Here is a 23611-nt window from a genome sequence, read left to right as displayed (position 1 = left end):
TAACTGGGTAAGCGAAGCAATGAGCGAAGACCGGCAAGGCCGTTCCGGCGACAGCAACAAGATCCTGTACTGCTCGTTCTGCGGCAAGAGTCAACACGAGGTCCGTAAGCTGATCGCCGGGCCCAGCGTGTTCATCTGCGACGAATGCGTCGAGTTGTGCAACGACATCATCCGCGAGGAGCTTGAGGAGAAGGCGCAGTCGGCACGCAGCAGCCTGCCCAAGCCGCGCGAGATCCTCGAGGTGCTCGACCAGTACGTGATCGGCCAGCAGCGCGCCAAGCGCACGCTCGCCGTGGCCGTGTACAACCACTACAAGCGCATCGAGAGCCGGCAGAAGAACGACGAGGTCGAACTGGCCAAGTCCAACATCCTGCTGGTCGGTCCGACCGGCTCGGGCAAGACCCTGCTGGCCGAGACGCTGGCGCGCCTGCTCAACGTGCCGTTCACCATCGCCGATGCGACCACGCTGACCGAAGCCGGCTACGTCGGCGAGGACGTGGAGAACATCATCCAGAAGCTGCTGCAGAAGTGCGACTACGATGTCGACAAGGCGCAGCAGGGCATCGTCTACATCGACGAGATCGACAAGATCTCGCGCAAGAGCGAGAACCCGTCGATCACCCGCGACGTGTCCGGCGAAGGCGTGCAGCAGGCGCTGCTGAAGCTGATCGAAGGCACGGTCGCCTCGGTGCCGCCGCAGGGCGGGCGCAAGCATCCGCAGCAGGAATTCCTGCAGGTGGACACCAAGAACATCCTGTTCATCTGCGGCGGCGCGTTCGCCGGCCTGGACAAGGTGATCCAGCAGCGCTCCAACGACGCCGGCGGCATCGGTTTCGGCGCCAAGGTCAAGAGCGCCGAGCGCAAGCGCGAGGTCGGCAAGATCCTGGCCGACGTCGAGCCGGAAGACCTGATCAAGTTCGGCCTGATCCCCGAGTTCGTCGGCCGCCTGCCGGTGGTCGCCACGCTCGAGGAACTGGACGAGCCGGCGCTGATCAAGATCCTGACCGAGCCCAAGAACGCCATCACCAAGCAGTTCAAGAAGCTGTTCGAGATGGAAGGCGTGGAGTTGGAGTTCCGCCAGGACGCGCTGCTGGCCATCGCCAAGAAGGCGCTCAAGCGCAAGACCGGCGCGCGCGGCCTGCGCACCATCGTCGAGTCGGTGCTGCTGGACACGATGTACGAGCTGCCGTCGCAGGAGAACGTCAGCAAGGTGGTGGTGGACGAGTCGGTGATCGAGCACAAGTCCGAGCCGTACCTGATCTACCAGACCCCGCCGGCGCCGCCCAAGGTCGCCTCCGCGGAGTGACCCGGCCCGGTGCTGCGCGGCGACCCCGTCGCGCGCCCCGGGCCTGCCAGTAAGTCGCTGAAACATAAGGGGGTTCTGCGCTCCCCTTGCATCGTCCAGCCGATGGCCCCATAACGGGGCCATCGGCGTTTTTATGGCCGCCCGCATCGCGTTCCCGCCTCCCAAATCGGAATCCTCATGGCCCAGTCCCAATCCGAAGTCCTCGACCTGCCGGTCCTGCCGTTGCGCGACGTCGTGGTCTTCCCGCACATGGTCATCCCGCTGTTCGTCGGTCGCGACAAATCCATGCGCGCGCTCGAGCACGCGATGGAGGCCGACAAGCGCATCCTGCTGGTCGCGCAGAAATCCGCCGAGACCGACGATCCGGCGGCGGCCGACCTGTACAACGTCGGCACGCTGGCGCAGGTGCTGCAACTGCTGAAGCTGCCCGACGGCACCATCAAGGTGCTGGTCGAGGGCCTGTCGCGGGTCAGCGTCGACAAGGTCGCCGAGCGCGACGGCGCGCTGCAGGGCGAAGGCCGCGAGATCGATGCCGCCGAATCGCGCGAGGAGCGTGAGGTCGAGGCGATCGCGCGCTCGCTGATGTCGCTGTTCGAGCAGTACGTCAAGACCAACCGCAAGCTGCCGCCGGAACTGCTGCAGACCCTGTCCGGTATCGACGAGCCCGGCCGCCTGGCCGACACCATCGCCGCGCACATCGGCGTGCGCTTGGCCGACAAGCAGCGCCTGCTGGAAACGCTGGAAGTGGGCGAGCGGCTGGAGATGCTGGTCGGCTTGGTCGACGGCGAGATCGACGTGCAGCAGCTGGAGAAGCGCATCCGCGGCCGGGTCAAGTCGCAGATGGAGAAGAGCCAGCGCGAGTACTACCTCAACGAGCAGATGAAGGCGATCCAGAAGGAACTGGGCGACCTCGACGACGCGCCGGGCGAGCTGGAGGAGCTGGCGCGCAAGATCGCCGAGGCCGGCATGCCCAAGCCGGTGGAGACCAAGGCCAAGGCCGAACTCAACAAGCTCAAGCAGATGTCGCCGATGTCGGCCGAAGCCGCGGTGGTGCGCAACTACCTCGACTGGCTGCTGGGCGTGCCGTGGAAGAAGCGCAGCAAGGTGCGCAAGGACCTCAAGGTCGCGCAGGAAACCCTCGACGCCGATCACTACGGCCTGGAGAAGGTCAAGGACCGCATCCTCGAGTACCTCGCGGTGCAGTCGCGGGTGAAGCAGATGAAGGGGCCGATCCTGTGCCTGGTCGGACCGCCGGGCGTGGGTAAGACCTCGCTGGGTCAGTCCATCGCCAAGGCGACCAACCGCAAGTTCGTGCGCATGTCGCTGGGCGGCGTGCGCGACGAGGCGGAGATCCGCGGTCACCGCCGTACCTATGTCGGCTCGATGCCGGGCCGCATCGTGCAGAACCTCAACAAGGTCGGCAGCAAGAATCCGCTGTTCGTGCTCGACGAAATCGACAAGATGTCGATGGACTTCCGTGGCGATCCGTCCTCGGCGCTGCTGGAAGTGCTCGACCCCGAGCAGAACAACGCCTTCAACGACCATTACCTGGAAGTGGACCTGGACCTGTCCGAAGTGATGTTCGTGGCGACCTCCAATTCGCTGAACATCCCCGGTCCGCTGCTGGACCGCATGGAAGTGATCCGTATCCCCGGCTACACCGAGGACGAGAAACTCAACATCGCCGCGCGCTACCTGGTGCCCAAGCAGCTCAAGGCCAACGGCCTGAAGCAGGACGAACTGGAGATCGGTGCCGACGCGATCCGCGACGTCGTGCGCTACTACACGCGCGAATCCGGCGTGCGCAACCTCGAGCGTGAAGTCGCCAAGATCTGCCGCAAGGTGGTCAAGGAAATCGCCCTGGCCGGTCCGCAGCCGGCAGCCCCGGCGAAGAAGGCTGCGGCGAAGAAGGGCGTCGCGCGCAAGGACAAGGCGCGGGTCGTCGTCGGCTCGAAGAACCTGGACAAGTACCTGGGCGTGCGCCGCTACGACTTCGGCCGTGCCGAGGAGCAGAACGAGATCGGCCTGGTGACCGGCCTGGCCTGGACCGAGGTCGGTGGCGATCTGCTGCAGATCGAATCGACCCTGGTCCCGGGCAAGGGCGCGGTGATCCTGACCGGCCAGCTCGGCGATGTGATGAAGGAATCGGCGTCGGCGGCGTTGTCGGTGGTGCGTTCGCGCGCCGAGCGGCTCGGCATCGAGGCGGACTTCCTGCAGAAGCACGACGTGCATCTGCACGTGCCCGATGGCGCCACGCCGAAGGACGGCCCCAGTGCCGGCATCGCGATGGTGACCTCGCTGGTGTCGATGCTGACCAAGGTGCCGGTGAAGGCGGACGTGGCGATGACCGGCGAGATCACCCTGCGTGGCCGCGTCTCGGCGATCGGTGGCCTCAAGGAGAAGCTGCTGGCCGCGCTGCGCGGCGGCATCCGCACCGTGCTGATCCCGGAGGAGAACCGCAAGGATCTGGCCGATATCCCGGAGAACGTCACCCGCGATCTGAAGATCGTGCCGGTGAAGTGGATCGACGAAGTGCTGGATCTGGCGCTGGAGCGTCCGCTTGCGCCGAAGACCGCCGCCGATGCCGACCAGGCGCCGTCGCGGCGCAAGCAGAAAGCATCCTCGAACCCGCGCGTCAAGCACTGACGCGCGCTGAACGCACCCGCGCAAACGGCCCAAACCCGCGCCGTTGTTGGCTTTTCGGCTTGCGCGGGTATGGGCCCGCTGGTATAAATGCAGCGCTTGCGAGCACCGCGAACGGGCGTGCTTGGTAGTGCAAAACATATCCATCGGGGTCTCGCTCAGGCGAGGCAGGCCACGCCGACACCCGATCCTCAATCCGCGGTCTTCTGCCGCACATGGAGTCATCAAGAAATGAATAAAGCCGAACTGAACGACGCGATCGCCGCTGCCGCCGATATTTCCAAGGCCGAAGCCGGTCGTGCCATCGACGCCTTCGTGTCGGAAGTGACCAAGGCCCTGAAGAAGGGCGACAGCGTCACGCTCGTGGGCTTCGGCACCTTCCAGGTGCGCGACCGTGCCGAGCGCACCGGCCGCAACCCGAAGACCGGCGACTCCATCAAGATCGCCGCGTCGAAGAATCCGACGTTCAAGGCTGGTAAAGCGCTGAAGGATGCCGTAAACTAATCGACTCGCTAGGGTGCTTAGCTCAGCGGTAGAGCGTCTCCTTTACACGGAGAGGGTCGGGGGTTCGAAACCCTCAGCACCCACCAGAGCACCAAGCGACAAGTTTCAAAAGCGGAGTGGTAGTTCAGTCGGTTAGAATGCTGGCCTGTCACGCCGGAGGTCGCGGGTTCGAGTCCCGTCCACTCCGCCAGTTGTACCGAAGCCCCCGAGCGATCGGGGGTTTCGTTTCTCGCAGTCGCCGCCACGCACCAGCGTTGGCCCGGCCGCTTCGGGAAAGCGGGCCTCGCGCCCGCCTCCGTTCAAACGCGGAGTGGTAGTTCAGTCGGTTAGAATGCTGGCCTGTCACGCCGGAGGTCGCGGGTTCGAGTCCCGTCCACTCCGCCATTTGTACGCGAAACCCCCGAGCGATCGGGGGTTTCTTTTTTCTGCGTCACGCCTGTTTTCGTCCGCTGCCCGCTCCCGATCCGCCGCCGCGGCGCATGACCGGCGCGGGCGGCCGGGCCGGCGGTTCTGCCGCAGGGCGTGAAGCGGGTTAAACTGCGCGGCTCGCCAATAGGCCGTCGGTTCCCAATGCTGCAGAAACTTCGCGAAAAGACCTCGGGCTGGATCGCCACCGCGATCATCGGTCTGTTGATGATTCCGTTCCTGTTCGTCATCGACAACAGCTACCTCGGTGGCGTCGGTGCCAACAATGTCGCCAAGGTGCAGGCACCGCCCTCGTGGTGGTCGTCGGCGCCGTCGTGGTGGCCGGTGTCGCTGCTGTGGCAGCACCACGAAGTGAGCACGGAACAGTTCCGTACCCGCTTCGAGCAGGCGCGCATCCAGGCGCGCGAGCAACAGGGCGAGGATTTCGATCCGCGTGCGTTCGAAAGCATCGACAACAAGCGCAAGCTGCTCGATCAGTTGATCGACGAGCAGGTGGCCAAGCTGTCGGCCGAACGCGCCGGCGTGGTCATCGGCGATGCCGCGGTACGCGATTACATCAGCGCCATGCCTGCGTTCCAGAACGACGGCAAGTTCGATCCGGAGCGCTACCGCCTGGCCCTGGCCTCGGGCACGCCGCCGCGCACGCCGACCATGTTCCAGCAGTTGGTGCGCGATGCGCTGCAGCAGTCGGTGATTCCGTCCGGCCTCGCAGAATCGGCGTTCGCCACCAAGCAGGAGACCGATCGCCTGCTGAAGATGCTGGGCGAGACCCGCGACGTGGAAATGGCGTTGCTGCCGGAGATGCCGGCCGATACCGCGCCGGTGAGCGACGCGCAGGTGCAGCAGTGGTACGACTCGCACAAGTCCGACTTCAAGCAGCCGGAAACCGTGACGATCGAGTACGTCGACCTCAATGCGGCCAACCTGCCGCCGGTCAAGCCGGCCGACGAGGCGACGCTGCGCAAGCGCTACGACGATGAGAAGGCGCGCTTCGTCGAGCCCGACCAGCGACTGGCCTCGCACATCCTGATCAGCGCCGGCAAGGACGCGGCCTCGCAGAAGGCGGCCGAGGCCAAGGCGGCCAAGCTGGCGGCCGAAGCCAAGCAGCCCGGCGCCGATTTCGCCGCGCTGGCCCGCGCCAACTCCGACGACCCGGGCTCCAAGAACGCCGGCGGCGATCTGGGCTGGGTGGAGAAGGGCGTGATGGTGAAGCCGTTCGAGGATGCGCTGTTCGCGATGAAGCCCGGCGAGATCGTCGGCCCGGTGAAGAGCGAATTTGGCTATCACATCATCCAGCTGCGCCAGGTCAAGGGCGGCGAAGGCAAGTCGTTCGAGCAGGTGCGCGACCAGCTCGCCAGCGAGCAGTTGAAGGCCGACAGCGAGAAGGCCTTCAGCGAGTTGAGCGGCAAGCTGGTGGACCTGGTCTACAAGAACCCGACCGCGCTGGCCTCGGCGGCGAAGGAAGTGGGCCTGCCGGTGCAGACGCTGGGGCCGTTCTCGCGCGCCAACGCCAGCGGCATCGCCGCACAGCCGGCGGTGCTGCGCGCCGCGTTCTCCGACACCCTGGTGCAGGACGGCACGGTCAGCGACCCGATCAACCTCGGGCCGAACCACAGCGTGCTGATCCGCGTGACCCAGCACCAGCCGGAGCAGATCCAGCCGCTGGCCAAGGTGCACGAGCAGGTGGTGGCCGCGGTGCATGCCGACCGCACCGCCAAGGCCGCCGCCGCCAAGGCCGACGCGCTGCTGGCGCGCCTGCGCAAGGGCGAGAGCCTGCAGACCCTGGCCGGCGCGGAGAAGCTGCAGATCAACCCGATGCCGGGTTTGCCGCGCAACGTGCCGATGCCGAGCGCGCAGGCCAGCCAGGCGATCTTCAGCGCACCGCAGCCGGTCGACGGCAAGCCGTCGGTGGGCAAGGTCGAACTGCCTGCGGCCCCGGGCACGGTGGGCAAGCGCTATGCGCTGTTCGCGGTCACCAAGGTGACGCCGGGCGACCTGAGCAAGGTACCGGCCGAGCAGCAGACCATGTTCCAGCAGCAGCTGGCGCAGATCGACGGCGCGGCCGATGCCAAGGCCTACGTCGATGCGATGCGCAAGCACTTCAAGATCAGCGTGCAGGAGTCGCAGCTGTAACAGCGGCGCCGCCGACGCGGGAGATGACGCAACAGGCCCGGCATTGCCGGGCCTGTTGCGTTTCAGGGGTGTCCACATGCGCGCGTTGCCGTGGGAAGTGCGCAACGGTGGCGCGCAAGTGCGCAGCGTGCGCCTGCCGATCGCCGGCAGGCGCGAGTGGTGGCGTGAATGGGCGGCAGACGGTACGACCGCCGCCTCGCCTGGCGCGAGGGCCTGCGCGCTAGGCGGTGATCGAGGCCGAACTTGCTCTTCGCGGGTCAGTGCGCGCGGTTGCCGTCGGTGCTGGACCCGGTACTAAGCCTGCATAGCAGACGTGCGTGGTGGTGTCAGGCGCCGTTCGGGTCGGCGGCAATGGGCGGTCGTCCCCGCGGCATGGGGGCACACCCGCCGGCGTTGTCGCGTGTAACGGACGTCGTCCCGCCGTGGCGGGAACGCGTCAGTCCTCGTAGCTCAGCACCATGCCGGGGCGCAGCACGCTGCGCGCGGACAGGCCGTTCTTCATCAACAGCGCCTGCACGGTGATGCCGTAGCGCTTGGCGATGTTCCAGGCGGTGTCGCCGTCGCGCACGGTGTGGGTGTGGCGGGAGCGCGCACCAGCGCGTGCGCCACGGCGCGGCGCAGGGCTGTCGTCGGTGCTGGCCACGGTGGCGACGACCGGGGCGTCGTCCTGCGCCGGCAGTGCGGTGTCCTGGGCCAGCACGGGGCCGCCCAGGCTGCGGGGCGCCAGCACCGGCAGCGCGCGCTTGGCGCTGCGGCCGTTGCCCAGGGCCGGATTCAGCCGCGCGAGTTGGTTGCCCTGCAGCGCCTGGCGCCGTGCCCAGTCGTCTAGCGCCATCCCGGCCGGCAGTGTCTGCGCCTGCAGGATCGGCACGTCGCGATCCAGGGACGCCATCCATTCGTCGCGGGTCTGCGCCTGTTCCAGCACGCAGGCCAGCGCGTGCAGCTTCTCGACGTAGGCATAGGTGACCGAGGACAGCCCGGGCAGCTTGTCCGGCTGGGCGTTCTGCGCATTCATGCCGGCGCGGCGCATCGACTGCAGCACGCGGTACTCGCCGGCGTTGTAGGCCATGATCGCCAGGCGCCAGTCGCCGCCGAACATGCCGTGCAGGGTCTTCAGGTAGCGCACCGCGGCGCGGGTGGAGTCCACCGCGGACAGGCGGCCGTCGTAGCCGTTCTCCAGCGGGACATCGTGGTTGCGCGCGGTGCCGGGGATGAACTGCCACAGGCCGGCAGGGCCGCCGCTGTTGCGCGCGGCCGGGCGGTAGCCGCTCTCCACGAACGGGATCAGCGCAAACTCGGTCGGCAGGTTGGCCGCGCGCAGTTCGTCGACCACGTAGCCGAACAGCGGCAGTACGTCCTCGTCCTCGTCGGCCAGACGCGAGGGCGCGCGCGAGAACTGCTGCTGCCAGCGCGCATCGGTGGCGCCGGCGTCGCAACGCGTGTCGGCCAGGCCGTCGCGGAAGCGGGCGAGGATGTCGTGCCCGTTACGGGTGGTGGGCGGCGGCAGCGCCGCCGCGTCCGTCGGCAAGCCATTCAGACCGGCCACGGTCTGCTCGAGTGCCGCCGCAAGCGGGGTCGCGGCCACCGCGGGGGGCGCCACCGACGCCATCGCCAGCGTCAGCGCCGCCGTCAACGCCAGCGCCCTCATGCTCGGAAATCGTCTTTCCAGCGCCTCAGTTCGGCGAAGACTTCCACCTCGTCGGACACCCCCCGGCCGAGCCGGGCGCCGATCGCCTGCTGGATCGCCGCCGAGGCGGTGCGCAGGAACGGATTGGTCGCCAGTTCGCTGGCGAGTGTGACGGGAACGGTGGGGCGGGCAGCATGACGCATGGCCTGGGCTTCCTGATGGCGCTGCCGCAGGGCAGCGTTGGTGGGATCGACCGTGACGGCGAATGCCGCATTGGCCAAGGTGTATTCGTGTCCGCAGCAGACCAGCGTCTGCCCCGGGAGGGCGGACAGGCGCTGCAGCGAACCCAACATCTGGGAGGGCGTACCTTCGAACATGCGCCCACAGCCCAGGCTGAACAGCGTATCGCCGCTGAACAGGTGGCCCTGGCCGACGTACGCCAGATGCGAGCGGGTGTGGCCGGGGACCGCCAGGGTATCGAACTGCCAGTCCAGCACCTTCACGATGTCGCCGTCGCCGACCCGCTCGCACGGGAATCCAGCGATCCGCGGATCGTCCGGCGCGTACACCGGCAGGTCCGGCCAGCGCTCGCGCAGCGTGGCGACGCCGCCGATGTGGTCGTCGTGGTGGTGGGTGAGCAGGATGGCGGCGGGCTGCAGGCCTTGTGCCGCGGCCTCCAGCACCGGCTCGGCCTGGCCGGGGTCGACCAGCAGCGCACGCCCGTCGTCCGTGGCGATCGCCCAGATGTAGTTATCCTGGAATGCGGGCAGGGCGATCAGTCGCATAGAATTGGCACCATGCCTGCCGTGTCGCTCCCCCGTCAAGCCAACGTCTCATCCTGGTTTGATACGGCCGGGGCGCAGGCGCTGCTCCAGGCCGAACAGCCGCTGATCCTCGACGCCCTGCTCAAGCGCCCCGCGCAGCCCTGGCTGTGGCTGGCGCCGGTGCCGCTGCCACCCCCGGGGCGCGAGTTGCCGGGGCGGGGCGTGCGCCTGCACCGCAGCGCCCGCGGCTATGCCGGCGACCTGGTATGCACCTTGCCGCTGCCGCTGCCCTCGGAGAGCGTCAACGCGATCGTCCTGCAGCACGTGCTCGCCGCCGACGGGGCGGCGCTGCTGGAGGAATGCGAGCGCATCCTGATGCCGGGCGGCCGCCTGTGGCTGTTCGCGCTCAACGCGATGAGCCCGTACCGGCTGCGCTGGCGCCGGCAGGGCCTGGTGGCGCGCCCGCCGGGCAGCTGGCGCGGCCTGCTCGAGCAGACCGGCCTGCCGTGCGTGGAGCAACTGCGCTATCTCGGGCCGGTATGGCCGACCCGCGGCGGCGTTGGCCCGGCCACCTCCGCCGCACCGCTGCGCGCGGTCTGCCTGCTGCAGGCCGAGAAACGCACCGCCGCCGGCATCGGCCCCATCCCGTTGCGCGCGCCGGTCCGCTGGCGCGGCTCGGTCGCTTCCATTTGATTTGCGGAGTTTCATGAAGACTGTCGACATCCATACCGATGGCGCCTGCCTCGGCAATCCCGGCCCCGGCGGCTGGGCCGCGTTGCTGCGCTACAAGGGACTGGAGCGCGAAGTGGCCGGCGCCGAGGCGCACACCACCAACAACCGCATGGAGCTGATGGCCGCGATCATGGCCCTGGAGACGCTCAACGAGCCGTGCCAGATCGTGCTGCACACCGACTCGCAGTACGTGCGCCAGGGCATCACCGAATGGATGCCGGGCTGGGTGCGGCGGCAGTGGAAGACCGCCGGCGGCGATCCGGTCAAGAACCGCGACCTATGGGAACGGCTGCACGCCGCCGCGCAGCGGCATACGATCGACTGGCGCTGGGTCAAGGGCCACAACGGCGACCCGGACAACGAGCGGGTCGACCAGCTGGCGCGCAACCAGGCCCTGCACGTGCGCGCCGGCGGCGCCGCGGTCGCGACCTGATCCTGTCTTCCTTCTCAGCTGCGAGTCCCATGCGTCAGATCATCCTCGATACCGAAACCACCGGCCTGGAATGGAAGAAGGGCAACCGCGTCGTCGAAATCGGCGCGGTGGAACTGCTCGAACGCCGTCCCAGCGGGCGCAACTTCCACCGCTACCTGCGCCCGGACTGCGATTTCGAACCCGGCGCGCAGGAAGTCACCGGCCTGACCCTGGACTTCCTCGCCGACAAGCCGGAATTCCACGAGGTGGTCGATGAATTCCTGGAGTTCATCGATGGCGCCGAGCTGATCATCCACAACGCGTCGTTCGACCTGGGGTTCCTGGACTACGAGCTGTCGCGGCTGGGCGAGTCCTACGGCCGCATCCTCGACCGCGCCACGGTGATCGACACCCTGCTGCTGGCGCGGGAGCGCTTCCCCGGCCAGCGCAATTCGCTGGACGCGCTGTGCAAGCGGCTGGGCGTGGACAACTCGCACCGGCAGCTGCACGGCGCGCTGCTCGATGCGCAGATCCTCAGCGACGTGTACATCGCGCTGACCTCGGGTCAGGAAGAGATCGGTTTCGCCCTGGCCGAGGACGGCGCCGCGCATGCGGCCGCGCAGGGGCCGGCGTTCGACATGACGATGCTGCTGCCGCGGCCGCGGGTGTTGCCGACCGCCTCGGAGCTGGAGGCGCACCAGGCGCGGCTGGAGAAGCTGCGCAAGAAGGCCGGCCGCGCGCTGTGGGACGACGCCGAACCGGTCGTGGCGGAAGCGGTGGCCGGCTGAGGGCGCCTCGAATGACGACGGGACGGATGTTGTAGGAGCGGCTTCAGCCGCGATGGAGCGTTCCCGGTAAAGCCCCGTCGCGGCTGCAGCCGCTCCTGCAGGCCAGCCTGGCCGACTTGAGCGTTAAGACTGCAAGTATCCAGCGGTGCCCTGACGTGGGTTGCGCGGACGGAGCGGCGGCCGCGCCGCACCGAATTCAGTGGCAGCGCACCAGGATCGCGGTGATGTTGTCCGAGCCGCCTTCGTCGAGCGCAGCGGCGACCAGCATGTCCACGCACTCCTGCGCGCTGCAGTCGTCGTGGCCCAACGCGCTGGCCAGGCCGGCATCGTCCACTTCCTCGGTCAGCCCGTCGCTGCACAGCAGCAGGCGCATGCCCGGGCGCAGTTCGCCGGTCATCGTGGCCACGTTCAGGTGCTGCGGGTCGGTGACGCCCAATGCCTGGGTGACCACGTTGCGGTGCGGATGCGCGCGGGCCTGCTCGGCGGTGAGGGCGCCCTGGGCGATCAGTTCCTGCACGTAGCTGTGGTCCTGGCTGAGCTGGGCCAGCTTGCCGTCGCGCCACAGGTAGGCGCGGCTGTCGCCGACCCAGGCCACCTCGAAGCGGTTGCCCTGTACCCGCGCGGCCACCACCGTGGTGCCCATCGGCAGGGTGTCGTTGCGGCGCTGCGAGGCGCGGATGATTTCCTCGTCGGCGATGCGGATGGCCTGCGCCAGCGCGGTGCCGCCGCGCACTTCGCGGACGATGGCCTCGCGCGCCAGGGCGCTGGCGACCTCGCCGCAGGCATGGCCGCCCATGCCATCGGCCACCAGCCACAGCCCCAGTTCGTGGTCGCCGTAGTAGGTGTCCTCGTTGAGGTCGCGGCGCAGGCCGACGTGGGTGAGGTGTCCGAATTCGATCATTGCGCGCCTGCGGCCGGCCGGTGTTTTCTGGGGTCAGGGGCATCATCGCGGTCGCGCGCGGATCAGGCAATCGCCGCGCGCAGCGCCAAGCAGGCGGGGTTCATCGCCCCGCGCCGCCAGGCGCCTGTGGAGGCGCCGGTGCCGGGCCGCTTGTCCGCGCGCGGCGGGAACCGTATGATGCACGCCCCCGGTCCGCCGGGGACCACCCGGGAAGGTGGCAGAGTGGTTGAATGTACCTGACTCGAAATCAGGCAGGCGTTTATAGCGCCTCGGGGGTTCGAATCCCCCCCTTCCCGCCAGTTCTATCGCGCACAGGCCCTTCAGCGGTCGCAGAGCGTGATCAGCGCAGGAGTGGGGGGTGAGAAGCCACGCGGGTTCGACCCATCGGCGACAGCCGATGCGCACGGCGCAGCCGCCCGCAGGGCGAGGTGCAGCATGCACCGAGTGCATCCCCCTCTTGCCGCCAGTTTTGCATGAGGCCCCGTCAGGGGCCTTTTGCTTTTTTGATGCGCGCGACAGCGTGCCGACGCCGCTTTAAGACGCGGCCGTTACACTCTCCCTTCTCCTGTTTGTGGTGTCTGCCATGTCCGAAATCCTGGTGCCCGTGTCCTTCGGCGAACTGCTCGACAAGATCGCCATCCTGCAAATCAAGTCCGAGCGCATCGAGGATCCGGCCAAGCTGGCCAATGTGCACGCCGAACTGTCGGCGCTGGAAAAGACCTGGATGGCGCATCCGGCGGCCGGCGGCGACGTGGCGCGCCTGCGCGCGGAGCTGAAGGCGGTCAACGAGCGCCTGTGGGTGATCGAGGACGAGATCCGGATCAAGGAGAAGGCGCAGGCCTTCGACGAGGAGTTCATCAAGCTCGCGCGCAGCGTGTACTACGAAAACGACGAGCGCGCGCGGCTCAAGAAGGACATCAACCTGGCCCTGGGCTCCAGCTACGTGGAAGAGAAGTCCTACCAGGACTACCGCAACGCCTCGGCCTGAGAGTGGTGGCCGGGAGGCGTTGCGTCTCCCGGCCACCGGGCTGCCTTCAGTCGCGCGCGACCAGCAGGCCGGTCAGGCGCCGCACCAGCGGCAGGACCAGCAGCAGGGTCGGGAAGGCGACCAGCCAGGACAGCGCCCAGGCGCCGAGCCAGAGCGTGCCGACGCCGGGCGCCAAGCCGACGCTGCGCAGGGTGCTGATCATCGAGACGATGCAGGTCATCAGCACCGACAGCAGCAGCGGGGTCACCCAGGCGGCATGGCGCGGGGGCAGCTTGCGGGAAAACAGCGGGGAACGTGACATTGCGGACTCTCCGTAAGCCGGTCGATCGAAGGCGCCACCCGCCATTGGCCTGCCAGGCCTGGACGGGAAACAGCCCCGGACGGATCCGGCGCAGTTGGCGCGTTGATTGACGTAAACGCTTACGGCGGCTCCTGCAGGCCGGGGCGGCGGCAGGACGCGCGGCGATGGTAGAGCGACGCCAGCGCCGCCGCAATGGCTTCAGTGGCCGTGGTCGGCGCGGTAGCGCTCGAACGCGGTGATCGCATCGTCCACCGCGATGAGATCCATCACCCCGTCGAATTCGATCTTGCTGCCCCACTTCAGCTGCGCGGCCGGCTTTCCCAGGTACTTGCGCGCGGCAGCGTCGTACTTGTCCACGCAGTAGCGGATATCGGAATACGGGCCGCTGCGACGCGGGTTGCTGGCCGCGTGCAGGCCCAGCACCTTGGTGCCCATCGCGTTGGCGATGTGCATGGGGCCGGAGTCGGGTGTCATGACCAACGCCGCGCGCTGCAGCAGCGCCGGCAGTTGCTTGAGCGTGTCGCGGCCGACCAGGTCGAGCACCGGCGTGCGCGCCGCGGCGACGATGGCATCGGCGGTACTGCGCTCCAGATCGCTGCGGCCGCCGCACAGCACCACCCGCCAGCCCTGCGCGGCGGCATGGTCGGCCACCGCGGCGTAGCGCTCGGCATACCAGTTGCGGCGCTGGTGGCTGGAGCAGGGCGAGATCAGCAGCGCCGGCCGGCCATCGTCGGGCCATTGCGCGCGCGCCCAGGCATGCGCGTCGTCGGGCACCGGCAGGTCCCAGCGCACCTCGGTCTGGCGCAGGCCCAGCGGCTCGCAGAAGCTGCCGATCGCATCCAGCACGTGGATGCCGGGGCGGTCGGGGATGCGCTCGTTGACGAACAGGCCGTGCAGGTCCTTGGAGCGGCTGCGGTCGTAGCCGATGCGGCGGCGCGCCGGCACGAACGCCGACAGCACGTTGGCGCGCAGCGCCACCTGCATCTGCAGCAGCGCGTCGAAGCCTTGTGCCGGCAGCGCACGGCGCACGGCGCGCATGCCGGCCAGGCCGCTGCGCTTGTCGTAGGTGTGGAACGCGACGCCCGGCAGGCCGTCCAGCAGCTTGTGCCCGGCCTTGTCGATGATCCAGTGCAGTGCCGGCGCCTGCGGCCAGGCGCGCTGCAGGGTCCGCACCAGCGGCACCACGTGGGTCACGTCCCCCAGCGCCGACAGGCGCAACAGGCACAACGAAGGGAGCGTTGCCGGCATGGTGTTGTTAGACTCGCTGGATGGTTGCATTCGACGCCACCGAAGCGCTGACGCCGTACCGCGAGGGCCGCGGTTACGGGGCCATTCTGTTCGACCGCGAACGACTGCGGCAAGCCGAGCCGTCGCTGTTCTCTGCCGTCGCCTGGGGCGAACGCGCCCGCCCGGTGGATGCCGGCGGCCGCGGCGGCGCCTGGTTCGTCGATGCCCCGTTCGGCAGTTGCGTGCTGCGCCAGTACCGCCGCGGCGGGCTGGTCGCCAAGCTAATCCGCGATCGCTACCTGTGGACCGGCGCCGACCGCACCCGCAGCTTCGCCGAGTTCCGGCTGATGCGTGCGTTGATCGCGCGCAAGCTGCCGGTGCCGCGCCCGCTGGCGGCTTGCTACCTGCGCCAGGGATTGCGCTATCGCGCGGCGATCCTGATGGAGCGGCTGGAAGGCGTGCGCTCGCTGGCCGAGCGCGCGCATCTGGCCGGCCGCGGCGCGCCGTGGGAGGAGGCGGGACGGCTGATCGCGCGCTTCCATCGCGCCGGTCTCGACCATGCCGACCTCAATGCGCAGAACATCCTGTTCGACGGCAACGGCCGCGGCTGGCTGATCGATTTCGATCGCGGCGTGCTGCGCATTCCCGCCACCCGCTGGCGCGAGCGCAACCTCAAGCGGCTGCGTCGTTCGCTGCTGAAGCTGCGCGGCGAGCGCAGCGTCGATGCGGTGGAGAAGGATTACGCGCGCCTGCGCCGTGCCTACGACCTGGCCTGGGAGCGCGGCTGCTGATGACGGACTGGGCGCTGCGCTTCCAGGGCGTGGGCAATGCCTCGGCGGTGACGTTGGGTTCGCCGATGGCCACCATCGAGTGCGATGGCCGGCCGTGGCTGACCATCGACTGCGGCGGCGAGGGGTTGACCGCCTACCAGGCGCACTACGGGGCGATGCCGCAGGCGCTGTTCGTCACCCACGTGCATATGGACCATGTGGCCGGCTTCGAACGGCTGTTCGTGGACAGCTATTTCTCTGCGCGTCGCGGCAAGGTGCGGCTGTACGTGCCGGCCACGGTGGTGCCGCTGCTGCACCGGCGGGTGGCCGACTATCCGAACGTGCTGGCCGAGGGTGGCGCCAACTTCTGGGACGCGTTCCAGCTGATCGCGGTGGGCGATGCGTTCTGGCACGAGGGCGTGCGCCTGGAGGTGTTCCCGGTGCGCCACCACTGGCCGGAGACCGCCTACGGCCTGCGTCTGCAGGGCGCGCTGGTGTGGAGCGGGGATACCCGGCCGATCCCGGAAATGCTGAACCGCTATGCCGACGACGGCGAACTGGTGGCGCACGACTGCGGTCTTCACGGCAACCCGTCGCATACTGGGGTCGACGACCTGGAGCGGGAATACCCCGCCGAGCTGCTGCAACGGACCATGCTCTACCACTACGCCAGCGACGAAGATGCCGAGGCCCTGCGCGCGCGCGGCCACCGCGTGGCGCGCCCGGGCCAATGCGTGGCGCTGGCTGCGCCGCGCGCGCCGCAGGTGCCGGCGGGATGAACGCGCTGCCGCGTCTGCCGCTCGCGTCGGCGACGCCGGCGGACCGGCGCGGGCGGCCGTTGCGCGACCTGCGCCTGTCGGTGATCGAGGCCTGCAACTTCCGCTGCGGCTACTGCATGCCCGCCGACAAGGTGCCGGACGACTACGGCTTCGACGCGGCATCGCGGCTGTCGTTCGCGCAACTGGAGACCCTGGCCCGCGCCTTCGTGCGCAACGGCGTCAACAAGCTGCGCCTGACCGGCGGCGAGCCGCTGCTGCGCCGCGATCTGCCCGAGCTGGTGCGGCGGCTGGCGTGCATTCCCGGCGTGGACGATCTGGCCATGACCACCAACGGCGCGCTGCTGGCGCGGCACGCGCAGGCCTTGCGCGAGGCCGGCCTGCGCCGGGTCACGGTCAGCCTGGATGCGATCGAGCCGGCGGTGTTCCGGCAGCTGTCCGGCGGCCGTGGCGAGATCGCGCAGGTGCTGGAGGGCATCGACGCGGCGGTGGCGGCCGGGCTGGGGCCGGTCAAGCTCAACTGCGTGGTCCAGCGCGGCATCAACGACGACCAGGTGTTGCCGTTGCTGGCGCATTTCCGCGGCAGCGGCCATGTGCTGCGCTTCATCGAATACATGGACGTGGGCACCTGCAATGCCTGGCGCCGCGAGCGGGTGGTGCCGGCCGCCGAACTGCGCGACCACATCGCCGCGCGCTGGCCGCTGCAGGCGCTGGCGCCGCATTACCCCGGCGAGGTCGCCGCGCGCTACGCGTTTGCCGATGGCGGCGGCGAGATCGGCTTCGTGACCTCGGTCAGCACGCCGTTCTGCGGCGATTGCCACCGCGCCCGCGTCTCGGCCGATGGCCATCTATACACCTGCCTGTTCGCGGGCGAGGGCACCGACCTGCGGCCGGCGCTGGCCGGTGGCGAAGAGATGCTGGCCGAGCGCGTGCGTGCGCTGTGGGAGCGTCGCGACGATCGCTACAGCGAACTGCGGGGCGCGGCGTCGGCCACGCGCGGCAAGCACGTCGAAATGTTCCTGATCGGCGGTTGAGTCATGGACGCCGCAGTGCAACGTGCGCTCGTCGCGCTGGAGTTGGAATTGCTGGAGCCGGCGGTGCGCGCCTCGGCCGAGCGCGTGGCCGAACTGCTCGACGACGCCTTCGTCGAGTTCGGCGCCTCCGGGCGCTGCTTCGACAGGCCGGCGGTGCTGCAGGCGTTGGCGGTGGAGTCGGGCGACTTCCGCTACCGCGCCGTCGACATCCAGGTGCAGTCGCTGGCGCCGGACCTTGCGCAAGTGCGCTATCGCAGCGAGCGCAGCGGCGGCGGCGAGCCGCCGAGGCAGGCGCTGCGCAGTTCGCTGTGGCAGCGCCGTGACGACCGATGGCGCATGCTGTTCCACCAGGGCACGCCGATTCCCGGCAGTGCCTGAAGATCGCGCCGTGGGAGCGGCAGCGCAGTCCATGACCAAGAAAACCTCCGCCACGTCCGCGCGCGCCGCCGCGCCGGCGCTGACCCACCTGGACCCGCAGGGACTGCCGACCATGGTCGACGTCTCCGCCAAGACCGCCACCGCGCGCGTGGCGGTGGCGCAGGCGCAGGTGCGCTTTCCCGCGGCCGTGGCTGCGCAGTTGCGCGCCGACGCGCTGCGCAGCGCGAAGGGCGGCATCGTCGATACCGCGGTGATCGCCGGCACCATGGCGGTCAAGCGCACCCACGAACTGATCCCGTTCTGCCATCCGCTGCCGATCGACGGCTGCCGCTTCGCCATCGACTGGCGCTCGCCGCAGGTGCTGGGCATCGAATGCACGGTGCGCACCGTGCACCGCACCGGGGTGGAGATGGAGGCGCTGACCGGCGCCAGCGTCGCCGCGCTGACCGTCTACGACATGTGCAAGGCCTTGACCCATGCGATGACCATCGGCCCGGTGCGACTGGTCGGCAAGCGCGGCGGCAAGCGCGATGTCGGGAGCGTGGCATGAGCGCCTCGGTGACCGTGCTGTACTTCGCCAGCCTGCGCGAGGCCGCGGGGCTGGAGCGCGAGCAGGTGCGCACCGATGCGCCCGATCTGCGCGCGCTGTACGCCGAACGCGATGCCCGCCATGGCCTGCGCTGGCCGGCGGAGCGGTTGCGGGTGGCGGTCGACGGCGCCTTCACCGGCTGGGACGAGGCGGTGCGCGACGGCAGCGAAGTGGTGTTCATCCCGCCGGTCTCGGGAGGCTGAGCCATGTCCACCGAACCGCGTTTCCGCCTGGCCGACCATCCGCTCGACATCGCCACGCTGCGCGCCCCGCTGGCGCACGCCCAGGCCGGCGCCTATGCCAGCTTCGAAGGCTGGGTGCGCGACCACAACGACGGCCGTGCGGTCGACGGCCTGCACTACGAGGCCTACGCCGCGCTGGCCGAGGCTGAAGGCCAGCGCATCGTCGACGAGGCGCTGGCCCGCTTCGCCATCCTCGAGCTGCGCTGCGTGCACCGCGTCGGCGAACTGGCGATCGGCGACCTGGCGGTCTGGGTCGGCGTGGTCGCTGCGCACCGTGGCGCCGCGTTCGATGCCTGCCGCTACGTCATCGACGAGGTCAAGGCGCGCGTGCCGATCTGGAAGCGCGAACGCTATCGCGACGGCGACGCGGGATGGCTGCATCCGGAGACGCAGGCGGCGCAACCGGATTAGCGGCGCGCGCGATCAGGTGTTGATTGCTGTCGGCTTATGCGAGGAGCGTGGGTAACCCACTGGCTGCCCTCGGCGCCCGCGTCGATCGATACGCGCCGAAGTAGCGCCGCCGGTGCAGGGATGCCTGCACCGTCGCTACGGCCGGTGCCAACGACTAGCCAGGGGCACGACGCTAGCCGGGCGCGGTGTGTGCAGCAAGGACGCTCATGCTCGGCAGGGCACATCGCACAGGCGAGCATGTGTCCATGCGGCAGGCAGCGTTGCAGAAGGAGGGTGGTAACCCCGCCGGCTGACCTCGGCGCCCGCGTCGATCGATACGCGCCGAAGTGGTTCTGCCGGTTGTAGGGATGCCTGTGCCGTCGCCAAGGCCGGTGCCAACGACTAGCCAGGGGCACGACGCTAGCCGGGCGTGGTGTGTGCCGCAAGGACGCTCATGCTCGGCAGGGCGCATCGCGCAGGCGATGTGTCTCCATGCGGCAGGCAGCGTTGCAGAAGGGGGTGGTAACCCCGCCGGCTGACCTCGGCGCCCGCGTCGATCGATACCGTTGCTGCCTTCCGGCCCTGGCGGGGTTTTCGACCTAGCGTCGCGAGGGGCCGACGGGGCCACCATAGAGACGAAACCGCGCCAGTGGCGCGGTTCTTCCTCTTTCGGATACCGCCACCGGGGTGGGGCATTCTGCGAGAGGACACGCATTCGAATCTGGCGGAGAGAGGGGGATTCACTCGGCATCTTCGATGCCTCGCCCTTCGGGCGGCTTCGCCGTGCAGGTGGCTACGCCACCTGTCGAACCCGGGGGTTCTCACCCCCTCCCAGGCGCCGGCGAAACTCACGCGACTGGGCCATCTCAACACTTTCAATCTGGCGGAGAGAGGGGGATTCGAACCCCCGAAGCGCGGTTTAGACGCTTACACACTTTCCAGGCGTGCTCCTTCAACCACTCGGACACCTCTCCGGGTCTTGCGCAGGCCAATGCGGTCCGGGCAAGGGCGGGAATTCTAGCCGTCATGGCCGCCGTTCACAAGGCGAACGACGCCGGGGCGTGAACTGCGCTCATCTTCACCCTGTTCATCGTGGCAGGCAGCCCTGCAACGACGGCCGGCGCGCGCGTGACGCCGGCTGACCGGGCGGCTGAACGATCGCGCTGGCCCGGCGTGGCACAATGGCGGTTCAGATGAAGACGGTCGCCTGATGTCCTATCTCGTTCTCGCCCGCAAGTGGCGCCCCAAGCGTTTCGCCGAGTTGGTGGGGCAGGAGCATGTGGTCCGCGCGCTCACCAACGCGCTGGACAGCGGCCGGGTGCACCACGCGTTCCTGTTCACCGGTACCCGCGGTGTCGGCAAGACCACCATCGCGCGCATCTTCGCCAAGTCGCTGAACTGCGAGCAGGGCACCAGCGCCGACCCGTGCGGTCAGTGCGCGGCCTGCCTGGACATCGATGCCGGCCGCTACATCGACCTGCTGGAGATCGACGCCGCGTCCAACACCGGCGTGGACGATGTGCGCGAGGTGATCGAGAACGCGCAGTACATGCCCTCGCGCGGCAAGTTCAAGGTCTACCTGATCGACGAAGTGCACATGCTCTCCAAGGCGGCGTTCAACGCGCTGCTGAAGACGCTGGAAGAGCCGCCGGAGCACGTGAAGTTCCTGCTCGCCACCACCGACCCGCAGAAGCTGCCGGTGACGGTGCTGTCGCGCTGCCTGCAGTTCAACCTCAAGCGCCTGGACGAGGAGCAGATCCAGGGGCAGATGACCAAGATCCTGGCCGCCGAGCAGATCGAGGTGGATGCCTCGGCGATCGTGCAGCTGGCCAAGGCCGCCGACGGCAGCCTGCGCGACGGCCTGTCGCTGCTCGACCAGGCCATCGCCTATGCCGGCGGTGCGCTGCGCGACGCGGTGGTGCGGGCGATGCTGGGCACGGTCGATCGCACCCAGGTCGGGGCGATGCTGGACGCGCTGGCCGATGCCGACGGGCAGCGGCTGCTGCAGGTGGTGGCCGGCCTGGCCGAGTTCTCGCCCGACTGGGGCGGGGTGCTGGAGGCGCTGGCCGAGGCCCTGCACCGCATCCAGGTGCGGCAACTGGTGCCGGGCGCGGCCACGCCGGCGCTGGATGGCCTGGACCCGGCACCGCTGGCCGAGCGCCTGCGTCCGGAGATCGTGCAGCTGTGGTACCAGATGGCGCTGAACGGGCGTCGCGACCTGTACCTGGCGCCGAGTCCGCGCGCCGGGTTCGAGATGGCGGTGTTGCGCATGCTGGCGTTCCGCCCGATGGGGGCCGCGGCGCTGCCGGCCGGCACCGCGACCGGTACGGCCACGCAAGGACACGGCCATGCGTCCGCGGCCGCTGCCAGCGCGCCCGCCGCGGCGATGGCGGCCCCTGTCGCGGTGACCACCGCCGCGCCGGCTGCGCCCGTCGCCGCCGCGCCGGCGCCGGTTCCTGCCGCGCCCGTGGCGGCTGCGCCCAGTGCGGCCCCGGCCCCGGTGGATCCGCCCTGGGATCCGCCGGCACCGTCGGCGGCGCCGCGCCCTGCGCCGGTCGCGGCCCCGGCCCCGGCGGTCGTCCCGGCCGCGGCAGCCGAGCCGGAGATGGCGATGGTGCCGCCGCTGGCGCCGACGCCGCGCACCCATGCGCCCGTGTCCGACACGCCGCGCGCGCTGCACAGCGCCGAGGACTGGCTCGAACTGGTCGCCGACTGCGGGCTGAGCGGCCCGTCGCGGCAGCTCGCCGCCAATGCCGCCTTCGTCAGCCATGCCGAAGGCGTGCTGCGGCTGTCGCTGTCGCCGGGCTTCGAATACCTGCAGTCCGAGCGCTCGCTTGGCGAACTGGCCGCGGCCCTGGCTGATGCGCTGGGCCAGCGCCCGAAGATCGTCATCGAAAGCGGCATCGCGGTCGATGCCGAAACCCTGCATGAGCGCTCGCACCGGCAACGCGGCGAGCGCCAGAACGCGGCCGAGACCGCGTTCATGAACGACCCGGCGGTGCAGGCGCTGATCCAGCAGCAAGGCGCGCGGGTCGTTCCCGATTCCATCCGTCCCTACGATGAGTGAACCACGATGCGCGGCAATATCGCCCAACTGATGCAACAGGCGCAGAAGATGCAGGAAAACCTGCAGCGCGCCCAGGAAGAACTGGCCAAGCTGGAAGTCACCGGCAGCGCCGGCGGCGGCATGGTCAACGTGACCCTGACCGGCGCCAAGGAGTGCCGCAAGGTGCGGATCGATCCGAGCATCCTGGCCGACCAGGAAATGGCCGAGGATCTGATCGCCGCCGCCTTCAACGACGCCTCCAACAAGATCGACGCCGAATCCAAGGCGCGCATGGGCGCGGCCACGGCCGGCATGCCGATCCCGCCGGGCATGAAGCTGCCGTTCTGAGTTGCCGGGATTGGGGATTCGGGATTGGGGATTCGCGGTTTTTCGCGAGTGCGCTTCCCTTCCTGCTTCGGTGAATTCCTCTTGTAGGAGCGGCTTCAGCCGCGACCGGTCAGATCAAACCGTCGCGGCTGAAGCCGCTCCTACGAAAACATCGCGTGACAGCGATGTTTCCCTTACGAATCCCCAATCCCCACTCCCGAATCCCCAACCACAATGAGCTCGCCGCTGCTCGAACAACTGATCGATGCGTTCCGCGTGTTGCCTGGCGTCGGCCAGAAGACCGCGCAGCGCATGGCCTACCACGTGCTCGAGCGCGAGCGCGAGGGTGGGCAGCGGCTGGCCGAGCGGTTGCACGAGGCGATCGAGCGCATCGGCCATTGCGCGCAGTGCCGCGATTTCAGCGAAACCGACATCTGCGCGATCTGCGCCAGTCCCGCCCGCGACCGCCAGCAGCTGTGCGCGGTGGAATCGCCGGCCGACCGGTTGGCGATCGAGCACGCCACCGGTTACCGCGGCCTGTACTTCATCCTGCAGGGCCGGCTGTCGCCGCTGGACGGCATCGGCCCGCGCGAACTGGGCCTGGACCGGCTCGGCGCGCGGCTGGCGCAGGGCGAGGTGGCCGAGTTGATCATCGCCACCAATTCCACGGTCGAAGGCGAGGCCACCGCGCATTACCTGGCGCAACTGGCGCGCCAGCACGGCGTGCGGCCGAGCCGGCTGGCGCAGGGCCTGCCGCTGGGCGGTGAACTGGAGTACGTGGATCGCGGCACGCTGTCGCATGCCTTCGGCAGCCGCAGCGAAGTGCCGCGCGCCGGCGCCGGCGAGTGACGCCGCACGCGGCTGCGGCGCGAGGCCGAATTGGGCTATAACGGCGGCCCCTTCTTTCGTTCCGGGCGCGCTCCATGGACACCATCTTCGGCAAGATCATCCGTCGCGAAATTCCGGCCAGCATCGTCTACGAGGACGACGCCGTGCTCGGCTTCAAGGACATCGCGCCGCAGGCGCCGGTGCATGTGCTCTTCATTCCCAAGCAGGTGGAGATTCCGACCCTGGACGACCTGGCGCCGGAGCAGGCGACCCTGGTCGGCCGGCTGGTGCTGGCCGCGGCCAGCTATGCGCGCGAGCAGGGCCTGGCCCAGGACGGCTACCGAGTGGTGATCAACTGCCGCGAGCACGCCGGGCAGACGGTGTTCCATCTGCACCTGCATCTGCTCGCCGGCGCGCCGCTGGGACGCTTCGGCACGCCCTGAGTCGCGTGGCCGGCGCCAACAGGCAGGCATAAAAAA

24 protein-coding genes, 5 tRNA genes and 1 other RNA gene are annotated in these 23611 nt (G+C 69.1%); 23 read left to right on the top strand and 7 right to left on the bottom strand.

Annotation, left to right across the window (positions count from 1 at the left end):
• Nucleotides 1-19: 19 nt before the first annotated feature.
• The 7 genes from clpX (at nt 20) to NUG21_RS15625 (ending at nt 7012) form a co-directional block, all read left to right on the top strand.
• The gene (clpX, locus tag NUG21_RS15655) at nt 20-1306 is read left to right on the top strand and encodes an ATP-dependent Clp protease ATP-binding subunit ClpX (RefSeq protein ID WP_184502510.1); all 1287 of its coding nucleotides are present in this window, start codon (nt 20-22) and stop codon (nt 1304-1306) included.
• Between the two features lie 177 nt (nt 1307-1483).
• Entirely contained in the window at nt 1484-3952 is a 2469-nt protein-coding gene (gene lon / locus NUG21_RS15650) for an endopeptidase La (protein ID WP_263391353.1), read from the top strand.
• 228 nt (nt 3953-4180) lie between these two features.
• Entirely contained in the window at nt 4181-4453 is a 273-nt protein-coding gene (locus tag NUG21_RS15645; RefSeq protein ID WP_010341124.1) for an HU family DNA-binding protein, read from the top strand.
• A gap of 11 nt (nt 4454-4464) precedes the next feature.
• Nucleotides 4465-4539 (top strand) — tRNA-Val (locus tag NUG21_RS15640).
• Between the two features lie 27 nt (nt 4540-4566).
• Nucleotides 4567-4643, top strand: a tRNA-Asp gene (locus NUG21_RS15635).
• A 117-nt stretch (nt 4644-4760) separates the two neighbouring features.
• Nucleotides 4761-4837: transfer RNA gene (locus NUG21_RS15630), tRNA-Asp, on the top strand.
• Between the two features lie 186 nt (nt 4838-5023).
• A complete protein-coding gene (locus NUG21_RS15625) occupies nt 5024-7012 on the top strand; it encodes a peptidylprolyl isomerase (protein WP_263391352.1) in 1989 nt (662 codons plus the stop codon).
• A gap of 436 nt (nt 7013-7448) precedes the next feature.
• Here NUG21_RS15625 and NUG21_RS15620 read toward each other — a convergent pair whose 3' ends face one another.
• Both NUG21_RS15620 and gloB read right to left on the bottom strand, forming a co-directional pair.
• On the bottom strand, nt 7449-8660 hold the full coding sequence (locus NUG21_RS15620) for a lytic transglycosylase domain-containing protein (protein WP_263391351.1): 1212 nt from the start codon (nt 8658-8660) through the stop codon (nt 7449-7451).
• Nucleotides 8657-9424, bottom strand: a complete 768-nt coding sequence (gene gloB / locus NUG21_RS15615; RefSeq protein WP_184502506.1) for a hydroxyacylglutathione hydrolase — start codon at nt 9422-9424, stop codon at nt 8657-8659. Before gloB ends, NUG21_RS15620 begins: the two co-directional genes overlap by 4 nt.
• Nucleotides 9425-9436: 12 nt before the next feature.
• Here gloB and NUG21_RS15610 point away from each other — a divergent pair, with 12 nt between their 5' ends.
• The 3 genes from NUG21_RS15610 to dnaQ are packed head-to-tail and all read left to right on the top strand — an operon-like array spanning nt 9437 to nt 11335.
• Complete coding sequence (locus NUG21_RS15610) at nt 9437-10096, top strand: class I SAM-dependent methyltransferase (protein ID WP_263391350.1); 660 nt, start codon at nt 9437-9439, stop codon at nt 10094-10096.
• A gap of 13 nt (nt 10097-10109) precedes the next feature.
• Nucleotides 10110-10568 (top strand): ribonuclease HI, encoded by a 459-nt coding sequence (rnhA, locus tag NUG21_RS15605; RefSeq protein WP_017907823.1) that lies wholly within the window; start codon nt 10110-10112, stop codon nt 10566-10568.
• 29 nt (nt 10569-10597) lie between these two features.
• Nucleotides 10598-11335: a DNA polymerase III subunit epsilon gene (gene dnaQ, locus NUG21_RS15600; RefSeq protein WP_184502504.1), complete on the top strand. Its 738-nt coding sequence runs from the start codon at nt 10598-10600 to the stop codon at nt 11333-11335.
• Nucleotides 11336-11531: 196 nt separating this feature from the next.
• Here the strand turns inward: dnaQ and NUG21_RS15595 are convergent, their stop codons facing one another.
• Nucleotides 11532-12236: a PP2C family protein-serine/threonine phosphatase gene (locus NUG21_RS15595; RefSeq protein ID WP_048490132.1), complete on the bottom strand. Its 705-nt coding sequence runs from the start codon at nt 12234-12236 to the stop codon at nt 11532-11534.
• A 208-nt stretch (nt 12237-12444) separates the two neighbouring features.
• On the opposite strand from NUG21_RS15595, the gene NUG21_RS15590 reads away from it, so the two are divergent.
• Nucleotides 12445-12535 (top strand) — tRNA-Ser (locus NUG21_RS15590).
• A 284-nt stretch (nt 12536-12819) separates the two neighbouring features.
• Nucleotides 12820-13224, top strand: coding sequence for a DUF6165 family protein (locus tag NUG21_RS15585; protein ID WP_019798098.1), 405 nt, complete (start codon nt 12820-12822; stop codon nt 13222-13224).
• 46 nt (nt 13225-13270) lie between these two features.
• On the opposite strand, the gene NUG21_RS15580 is transcribed toward NUG21_RS15585, so the two are convergent.
• Nucleotides 13271-13525: a DUF2798 domain-containing protein gene (locus NUG21_RS15580; RefSeq protein ID WP_019798099.1), complete on the bottom strand. Its 255-nt coding sequence runs from the start codon at nt 13523-13525 to the stop codon at nt 13271-13273.
• 198 nt (nt 13526-13723) lie between these two features.
• Nucleotides 13724-14773 carry a glycosyltransferase family 9 protein gene (locus NUG21_RS15575; RefSeq protein ID WP_263391349.1) on the bottom strand — a complete coding sequence of 350 codons (1050 nt, stop codon included), beginning with the start codon at nt 14771-14773 and terminating at the stop codon, nt 13724-13726.
• Nucleotides 14774-14793: 20 nt separating this feature from the next.
• Here NUG21_RS15575 and NUG21_RS15570 point away from each other — a divergent pair, with 20 nt between their 5' ends.
• Genes NUG21_RS15570 through NUG21_RS15540 form a run of 7 tightly spaced genes read left to right on the top strand, consistent with a single transcriptional unit; the run spans nt 14794 to nt 18952 of the window.
• Nucleotides 14794-15543 (top strand): 3-deoxy-D-manno-octulosonic acid kinase, encoded by a 750-nt coding sequence (locus tag NUG21_RS15570; protein WP_263391348.1) that lies wholly within the window; start codon nt 14794-14796, stop codon nt 15541-15543.
• The gene (locus NUG21_RS15565; protein WP_263391347.1) at nt 15543-16301 is read left to right on the top strand and encodes an MBL fold metallo-hydrolase; all 759 of its coding nucleotides are present in this window, start codon (nt 15543-15545) and stop codon (nt 16299-16301) included. The genes NUG21_RS15570 and NUG21_RS15565 overlap by 1 nt, the downstream gene beginning before the upstream one ends.
• Nucleotides 16298-17332, top strand: coding sequence for a GTP 3',8-cyclase MoaA (gene moaA, locus NUG21_RS15560; RefSeq protein ID WP_263391346.1), 1035 nt, complete (start codon nt 16298-16300; stop codon nt 17330-17332). Before NUG21_RS15565 ends, moaA begins: the two co-directional genes overlap by 4 nt.
• 3 nt (nt 17333-17335) lie before the next feature.
• Nucleotides 17336-17710: a nuclear transport factor 2 family protein gene (locus NUG21_RS15555; protein ID WP_263391345.1), complete on the top strand. Its 375-nt coding sequence runs from the start codon at nt 17336-17338 to the stop codon at nt 17708-17710.
• A 31-nt stretch (nt 17711-17741) separates the two neighbouring features.
• The gene (moaC, locus tag NUG21_RS15550; protein ID WP_242082382.1) at nt 17742-18260 is read left to right on the top strand and encodes a cyclic pyranopterin monophosphate synthase MoaC; all 519 of its coding nucleotides are present in this window, start codon (nt 17742-17744) and stop codon (nt 18258-18260) included.
• The gene (locus tag NUG21_RS15545) at nt 18257-18502 is read left to right on the top strand and encodes a MoaD/ThiS family protein (RefSeq protein WP_263391344.1); all 246 of its coding nucleotides are present in this window, start codon (nt 18257-18259) and stop codon (nt 18500-18502) included. Before moaC ends, NUG21_RS15545 begins: the two co-directional genes overlap by 4 nt.
• A gap of 3 nt (nt 18503-18505) precedes the next feature.
• Nucleotides 18506-18952, top strand: a complete 447-nt coding sequence (locus tag NUG21_RS15540; RefSeq protein ID WP_263391343.1) for a molybdenum cofactor biosynthesis protein MoaE — start codon at nt 18506-18508, stop codon at nt 18950-18952.
• 504 nt (nt 18953-19456) lie between these two features.
• Here the strand turns inward: NUG21_RS15540 and ffs are convergent.
• Both ffs and NUG21_RS15530 read right to left on the bottom strand, forming a co-directional pair.
• An RNA gene (gene ffs, locus NUG21_RS15535) (signal recognition particle sRNA small type) lies at nt 19457-19553 on the bottom strand.
• 259 nt (nt 19554-19812) lie between these two features.
• Nucleotides 19813-19905, bottom strand: a tRNA-Ser gene (locus NUG21_RS15530).
• A gap of 236 nt (nt 19906-20141) precedes the next feature.
• On the opposite strand from NUG21_RS15530, the gene dnaX reads away from it, so the two are divergent.
• The 4 genes from dnaX to NUG21_RS15510 all read left to right on the top strand — a co-directional run bounded on the left by dnaX (nt 20142) and on the right by NUG21_RS15510 (nt 23575).
• A complete protein-coding gene (gene dnaX / locus NUG21_RS15525; RefSeq protein ID WP_263391342.1) occupies nt 20142-21998 on the top strand; it encodes a DNA polymerase III subunit gamma/tau in 1857 nt (618 codons plus the stop codon).
• 6 nt (nt 21999-22004) lie between these two features.
• Nucleotides 22005-22325: a YbaB/EbfC family nucleoid-associated protein gene (locus tag NUG21_RS15520; protein ID WP_017909282.1), complete on the top strand. Its 321-nt coding sequence runs from the start codon at nt 22005-22007 to the stop codon at nt 22323-22325.
• 213 nt (nt 22326-22538) lie between these two features.
• A complete protein-coding gene (recR, locus tag NUG21_RS15515; RefSeq protein WP_242161372.1) occupies nt 22539-23153 on the top strand; it encodes a recombination mediator RecR in 615 nt (204 codons plus the stop codon).
• Nucleotides 23154-23227: 74 nt separating this feature from the next.
• The gene (locus NUG21_RS15510) at nt 23228-23575 is read left to right on the top strand and encodes a histidine triad nucleotide-binding protein (protein ID WP_010342491.1); all 348 of its coding nucleotides are present in this window, start codon (nt 23228-23230) and stop codon (nt 23573-23575) included.
• Nucleotides 23576-23611 lie beyond the last annotated feature (36 nt).

The organism is Xanthomonas sp. CFBP 8445, assembly GCF_025666235.1.
Classification (GTDB): domain Bacteria; phylum Pseudomonadota; class Gammaproteobacteria; order Xanthomonadales; family Xanthomonadaceae; genus Xanthomonas_A; species Xanthomonas_A indica.
The sequence above is the reverse complement of the archived record's forward strand: the minus strand, read 5'-3'. Positions and strand labels throughout refer to the sequence as shown.